The sequence below is a fragment of the Blastomonas sp. CCH1-A6 genome (assembly GCF_001556365.1).
In the GTDB taxonomy this organism is placed as follows: Bacteria; Pseudomonadota; Alphaproteobacteria; order Sphingomonadales; family Sphingomonadaceae; genus Blastomonas; species Blastomonas ursincola.
Genome location: NZ_LSIS01000376.1, coordinates 1 through 6,918, shown reverse-complemented (window position 1 = coordinate 6,918; position 6,918 = coordinate 1). Strand labels below are relative to the sequence as shown.

At 67.5% G+C, this 6,918-nt stretch carries 4 protein-coding genes; 2 read left to right on the top strand and 2 right to left on the bottom strand.

The window, feature by feature from the left end; all coding sequences use genetic code 11:
* Positions 1-220: 220 nt before the first annotated feature.
* Positions 221-1,627 (bottom strand): DUF4139 domain-containing protein, encoded by a 1,407-nt coding sequence (locus AX735_RS17610; RefSeq protein WP_066282828.1) that lies wholly within the window; start codon positions 1,625-1,627, stop codon positions 221-223.
* A 106-nt stretch (positions 1,628-1,733) separates the two neighbouring features.
* On the opposite strand from AX735_RS17610, the gene xth reads away from it, so the two are divergent.
* Positions 1,734-2,507 carry an exodeoxyribonuclease III gene (gene xth, locus AX735_RS17605; RefSeq protein ID WP_066282835.1) on the top strand — a complete coding sequence of 258 codons (774 nt, stop codon included), beginning with the start codon at positions 1,734-1,736 and terminating at the stop codon, positions 2,505-2,507.
* A gap of 130 nt (positions 2,508-2,637) precedes the next feature.
* On the opposite strand, the gene AX735_RS17600 is transcribed toward xth, so the two are convergent.
* Positions 2,638-4,251, bottom strand: coding sequence for a M23 family metallopeptidase (locus tag AX735_RS17600; RefSeq protein ID WP_066282817.1), 1,614 nt, complete (start codon positions 4,249-4,251; stop codon positions 2,638-2,640).
* Between the two features lie 243 nt (positions 4,252-4,494).
* Between AX735_RS17600 and AX735_RS17595 the strand changes: the two genes are divergently transcribed.
* A partial coding sequence (locus tag AX735_RS17595; protein ID WP_066282832.1) for a helicase-related protein occupies positions 4,495-6,918 on the top strand: 2,424 nt, incomplete at its 3' end.

Below are 6,918 nucleotides of genomic sequence, written 5' to 3'. Positions count from 1 at the left end.
CTCCGTCGCGGTCACCATCTATCGCGATCCGCAGCGCGGTCAGGGCGGGGGGAAGGCAGGGTGAAAGCACGAACGCCACCAATGCCCCAAGCACCCACCTCCGTTTGTCCCGAGCGTGTCGAGGGACCTCGCGCAACCGGTGGCGACCACGTCCCTCGACTTCGCTCGGGACAAACGGGAAGGGGGATGGGCGCACCGTGCTGGCCTTATCCGCCTGCCCTCAATACCGCGTCTCGAAGGTCGCGGTGACCTCCGCGCTGCCGTTCGCGGGCACGGTCACCGCCCAGACCACCGCGTCGCTGTTGCGCCGCTCGCTCTTCTGGCTCTCGGTGACGATGCGCGTGTCGGTCCAGCCGAAATCGAGCCCCGATTGCATCAGATCGACCGTGACCGCGCCATCGCGCGCATTGGTCAGCTCGTAGCGCATGCTGGTCTGCCATTTGCTGCTCGACAGCCGCTTGCGCTCGACTACGGTGCTCTTGACCTTCACATCGAATGCCTCGCCGGTCTTGAGCGCCAGCGCGCTGCCCATCGGCGTGTGACCGATGCCGTTCTCGCCGATGAACTGCGGCGATCCGCGCTGGTCGCGCTGGTAGAAGCGCACGCTGCCTGCGGGCAGCGCATCGCCCAGGCCCCCTGACTTGCTCGAGCTGAACTTGACCACCGTGTCCGCGCTCTGCGGCTCGTTCATGCTCGCCAGCCAGCCAACGCGATATTCATAGGCGCGCATCGCCGGCACGCCCTGCACGTCGAGGAAACTGATCTGCTTGGTCTGGCGATCGGCAATCGTCGTGCGGCCGACGGGGTAGAGATAATAATCGCCCAGCCGCTCGCGGTTCGCTGTCTCGGTCCCGGCGCTGCGGATGTTGCCGCGCCGGTTGCCGAAGCCCGATGCGCCCTGCGGATTCCCTGCGACCAGCAGCGTATCGGCATTCTTGTACGTCGTGCCGGAGCTGTTGGACAGCGTCACCCAGCCCTGCACGTCGATGCTGCCCCTGGCCTCGTCGAACAGCGCGACATAATCCGCCGACCAGCCGAGGCCCCCGGTCAGATAGCGGATCGCGGCATCGCGCTGTCCGGCGCGCTGGCTGTCCACGGTGATCGAGAGCGTCGGGCGCGCGCGCAGATTGTCGGGCACCTTGTCGAACACCGCGCGCACCGGCAGACCGTCGTCGCGCAGCACCTCGATGCGATTGCCGATCTGGACGACCACGCCCTCATTGACCGACAGCACCTTGGCGCGCTCGCGCGTTTCCGCGCCGGTCGCCGGGTTGGTGCGGATGAGCGTGATCGTCTCGCCCACCGCCTTTTCCATCAGCTTGCCGGGGGTGAGCAGGTCATAGTCGAAATTCTGCTCGACGATCGTCGCGCCCTCGGCGGAAAAGCTCACCGTTTCAGGCTGGATCTGCGCGGAGACATCGGGAAACTCGATCCGGCTGGTGCCGCTGGCGATGTTCAGCCTGCGGATGTCCTGCACCAGCGAGGTGCCGCCATTATAGACGGTGACCGAGACATTGCCCTGCGTGCTCGGGCCATCGGGAAGGCTCGCATCCTGCGCCAGCGCCGGGCCGAGGGCGAACAGGCCGAGCGCAGCCGCTCCGATCGAGAACCGAGACGAACGCCGCATGATGACCTCCCCAGATATGTCGCTGGATCGTGGCTTATGCGGGCGCAAATGAACAGGGGCTAAATGGCTGGGCAAGCGCCGATGCTGCGGCTAAGACACCCGAATGCTGCGCATCGCCTCGTACAATATCAACGGCATCAAGGCCCGCCTGCCGCGCCTGCTCGAATGGCTGGAAGAGACCCGCCCGCATGTCGCCTGTCTGCAGGAGATCAAGACGCAGGATGAGGGCTTTCCAGCCTCCGAGTTCGAGAAGCTCGGCTATGGCGCGATCTGGCACGGGCAGAAGGGGTTCAACGGCGTCGCCATCCTGGCGCGGGACGCGCAACCGGTCGAGGTGAGGCGCGGGCTCGAGGGCGAGCCCGAAGACGAGCATTCGCGCTATCTGGAGGCCGATGTCCACGGCCTCCGCGTCGCGTGTATCTACCTGCCCAACGGCAACCCGCAGCCGGGGCCGAAATTCGACTACAAGCTGCGCTGGATGGAGCGTCTGCGCAAGCGCGCCAAGCAGATATTGGCGGAAGAGGTGCCGGCGGTGCTGGCGGGCGATTACAACGTCATCCCGCGCGATAATGACGTCTACTCGGTGCGCGCCATGGCCAGTGACGCGCTGATGCAGCCCGAGAGCCGCGCCGCCTTCCAGCGCATCCTCGCCGATGGCTGGACCGATGCGATCGGCACGCTGCGCCCCGGCGGCGGGGTGTGGACCTATTGGGACTATCAGGCAGGCGCCTGGCAACGCGACCATGGCTTCCGCATCGATCACCTGCTCTTGAGCCCTGCCGCCGCCGACCGGCTGAGCGCGATCGGCGTCGACAAGGATCATCGCGGCCGCGAAAAGGCCAGCGACCATGCGCCGACCTGGGTGGCGCTACGGGATTGACTGCTCACGCCCCGTCATCCTGAACTTGTTTCAGGATCCATCCTGCATCCGCAGCCGAAGCCGCATTGGGCAAAATGGACCCTGAAACAAGTTCAGGGTGACGGAAGCGCGGCAAGACTTGTATTTGCGATCAGGCGATCGTCGTGCCCGCAATGCGCTCGATCTCGCGCTTGGGTTCGTCGCTCTTCGCGGCAGGCGGTGGGCTCAGCGATTGCAGCGCGGCACCCGGCGCCACGCCGAGCAGCTGCTTGAGGCGTGCACGGAAATTGGCGAGTTCGCTGCCCGAAAGCTGGGCACGGGTGGTGAACTTGACCGAATTGGGGTCGACCGCGCGGCCACCGCGATAGAGCTCGTAATGCAAATGCGGGCCGGTCGAAAGGCCGGTCGAACCGACATAGCCGATCACCTGGCCGCGCCGCACGCGCATGCCGTTGCTCACCGCGATGCGGCTCATATGGCCATAGCCGGTGGCGATATTGCCGCCATGCGCGATGCGCACGAAATTGCCGTATCCGCCCTTGCGCCCGGCATAGTTCACCACGCCGTCCGCCGTCGCATAGATCGGCGCGCCCGAACTGGCCTTGAAATCGATGCCGCTGTGCATGCGGCGGAAGCCCAGGATCGGGTGGCGGCGATAGCCGAAGCCCGAGGTGACCGCGCCGTTGACGGGGCGGGCGAACTCGCCGCGCGTCTCGCCGACGCCCGAGGCCTCGAACCACTGGACGTTGTTGCCGGTCTTCCAGCGCAGCATCTGTGCGCGCGGCTTGCCGCCGCGTTCGAGGCCTGCATAGAGCAGGTCGCCGAGTTCGACCTCGCCGGTGGCGGCGCGCTTGTAATCGACGATGATGTCGAACTGGTCGGTCGAGCGGATGTCGCTGCCGATCGAAAGCTGCGTCGCCAGGGTGCGCAGATAGGCCTGGATCGCCGAGGGCGGGGCCCCTGCGGCGCGCGCCGAGCGGTAGAGGCTCGAGCCGACCGTCCCGCGAATGCGAAGCGGCGTCGCGTCGACGAGGATGGGCTTCTGCACCAGATCGAGCGCCGAGCCTGCGCGGACGATCTCGACATTGAGGTCGAAGCGCGCGCGGAAGGCGATCAGCTCGACCGGGCGCGGCTGGTTGCGCGCGAAGCGGCGGCCAAGCGTAATGTCGATGCGGGTGCCGTCACGAATATCGTCGAGCGGAACCACCGAGGAAACGAGATTGGCGACCGCTTGCGCATCACCGCTGCCCACGCCCGCGCGCTGCATCACGCGCAGGAAGCTGTCGCCGCGTCCGATCGTGGCAGCCAGCTCGATCGTCGGCCGCTCGGGGGCCTGGCGCAGCGCGACCACGGCATCGGTCGCGCCCATGGCATGCCCGGTGTCGCTACCGAACGCCATCGGCATGATCATCTGGCTGCGCAATTCCTCGCGCGCGACCGGGGCAGGGGCAGTTGCGGCGGCACCGATGGGGCTGACCCCGGGGAACACGGCATAGGCTCCGGTGCACAGCAGGCACAGGGTGCCGAGCCCGCGAAACCATTCGAGGCTGCCGATATTCTGGCCGAGATCGGGCGTCCAGTTGGTGTCGTGGATGAACTGGCGGGTGCGCAGCAGCCGCTCCTTGAGCGCCTTGATACCGGTCGCCGGGGCGGGCAGGGCTGGGGCAGGCTGAGCGGGCCGGGTCGGCGTCGGGAGCACATCGGCCAGAGATAGTCTGGCACTGGCGGCACCGGCCCCCAAAAGCTGTTCGCGTTGCTGAAACAAGACCGACCCCTTGCCGCCATTCCTCCCGCGCTGCTCCCAAAGGACCGGCACGATGGCGTTTCCTCGCCGCAATCTGTGTGGACATGACCAGTTAAAGTCAAATTAACCCGGGGTGTAAAACCCTGTCTCCGGGATGAGCGGTGCAAGAAGACCGATCAGCGGCGCAACCTATCCACAGGGCTTTGCATGCGGGTCTTGCAATGCCCGTGTGCTGCCATGATGTAGGGAATGGAGGCTGCTCCCATGACCCGATTTTCGCCGAGCCCTGTCACTGCGGTGCTGGGCCCGACCAACACCGGAAAGACGCACCTCGCGATCGAGCGGATGTGCGCGCATTCCAGCGGCCTGATCGGTTTTCCGCTCCGTCTGCTGGCGCGCGAGGTCTATGACCGGGTGGTGAAGATCAAGGGGCCGAACGAGGTCGCACTGGTCACCGGCGAGGAGCGCATCGTCCCGCCCGGCGCGCGCTGGTTCCTTTCCACCGCCGAAAGCATGCCGCTCGATCAGGGGCGCGATTTCGCCTTTGTCGCGATCGACGAGGCGCAACTGGGCGCGCATCCCGAACGCGGGCATGTGTTCACCGACCGCGTGCTCAACGCGCGCGGGCGCGATGAGACCATGATCCTGGGTTCCGAAGCCTTGTCGCCGATGATCCGCGCACTCGTGCCCGATGCCGAGATCATCGGCCGCCCACGCTTTTCGACGCTGAGCTATGCCGGGATCAAGAAGCTCTCGCGCCTGCCGCCGCGCAGCGCGATCGTCGCCTTCTCGGCCGAAGAGGTCTATGCCGTGGCCGAGATGCTGCGGCGTTTCAGAGGCGGCGCGGCGGTGGTCATGGGCGCGCTGAGCCCCGCCACGCGCAATGCGCAGGTCGCAATGTACCAGGCGGGCGAGGTCGATTATCTCGTCGCCACCGATGCGATCGGCATGGGGCTCAACATGGATGTCGAGCATGTCGCCTTCGCCTCGCTGCACAAATATGACGGCGCGCGCCGCCGGCGGCTGACCCTGTCGGAAATGGCGCAGATCGCCGGGCGCGCCGGGCGGCACCAGCGCGACGGCACCTTCGGATCGGTCGCGGGGCATCACGATGCGCAGTTCACAGACGAGGAGATCGAGCGGATCGAGCAGCACAGCTTTCCGCCGCTCAAGTCGCTGTTCTGGCGCGAATCCCGGCTGCGCTTCGACAGCCTGGGCACGCTGATCGCCGATCTCGAGCGGTTGCCCTCGAGCCCGGTCCTCAAGCCCGCGCCCGAGGCGATCGACCTTGCCGTGCTGCGCCGCCTGGCCGACGATTCCCAGGTCGCAGCGAGCGTGCGCGGACAGGCGGCGGTGCGGCGCTTCTGGTCGGTGTGCTCGCTGCCCGATTTCCAGCATCGCGGGGCGGAGCATCACGCGAATTTCGTCAGCCAGCTCTGGCAGCATCTTGGCCAGGGGCTGGGGCATATCCCAGTCGATTTCATCGCGCGCAAGATTGCCGATCTCGATTCGGTTCAGGGCGACGTCGAGAAGCTGGGGGCGCGCATCGCGGCGATCCGCACCTGGGCCTATGTCGCGCAGCGCCGCGACTGGCTCGCCGATCCCGCCGAGATGGCTGGGCGCGCGCGCGAGGTCGAGGAGCGATTGTCCGACGCGCTGCACCGCGCGCTGGCGCAGCGCTTCGTCGACCGGCGCACCGCGGTGCTGCTGCGGGGCCTGGGCGGCGATGCCTCGCTGCTGCCGGTCACGCTCGAAGAGGGCGATGCGATCTGCGTTGATGGCGAACCGATCGGGCATCTGAGCGGCTTTTCGTTCGTCGTCGATGCGCAGGCGCGGCTGGCCGACCGCAAGCTGCTGGTCGCCGCTGCCGACCGCCATCTGCCCGGATTGCTCGCGCGGCGCGCGCGCGATCTGATCGCCGATGGCGCGAAGGCGCTGGGGATCGGCGCGGACGACAAGGGGCGTCCCGCGCTGTTCTGGCGCGGTCAGCGCATCGGCCTGCTGGTGCGCGGCCCTTCGCTCGGCCATCCGCGTTTCCAGCCCGACCGTGCGCTCGACGCCATTCCGCGCCCCGATCGCGAGGCGTTGTTGGCGCATGTCACGAACTGGCTCGAGGCGCATCTCAAGAAGGCGCTCGCCCCGGTGCGCGCGCTGACCCGGGCGGCGGAGGACAAGCGCTGCTCGGGCCCGCTGCGCGCGCTGCTGGTGCAACTGGTCGAGGCGGGCGGGGCCATCGCGCGGAGCGAGGCCGAGCCGCTGATCGCCGCGCTCGATACGCCTTCGCGGCAGGTGCTGCAGCGGCTGGGCGTGCGTCTGGGCAGTCTCGACATTTTCTGCGCTGCGATGATCCGGCCCGATTGCCAGGCGATGCTGCGGTTGATGCGCGCGATACGATCGGGCGGAGCACTACCGCAAGCACTCGATCCTGCCGTCGAGAGCCTGCGCACGGTGGTTCCGACATCGGCGCTGCCGGGCGACGGGCACCCGGCCTATCGCGCACTCGGCGATCAGGGGCTGCGCGTGGATATGGCAGAAAAGCTGATCCGCGCCGCGCATGATGGCAAGGGCGAGGCGCAGAGCTTCGCCATCGATCCTGCGCTCGCCATCTCGATGGGGCTCAGCACCACCAATGCCGAGCGGCTGATGCGCGCGGCGGGCTTCCGGCGCGAGGCCGCACCGGCGGGTGCC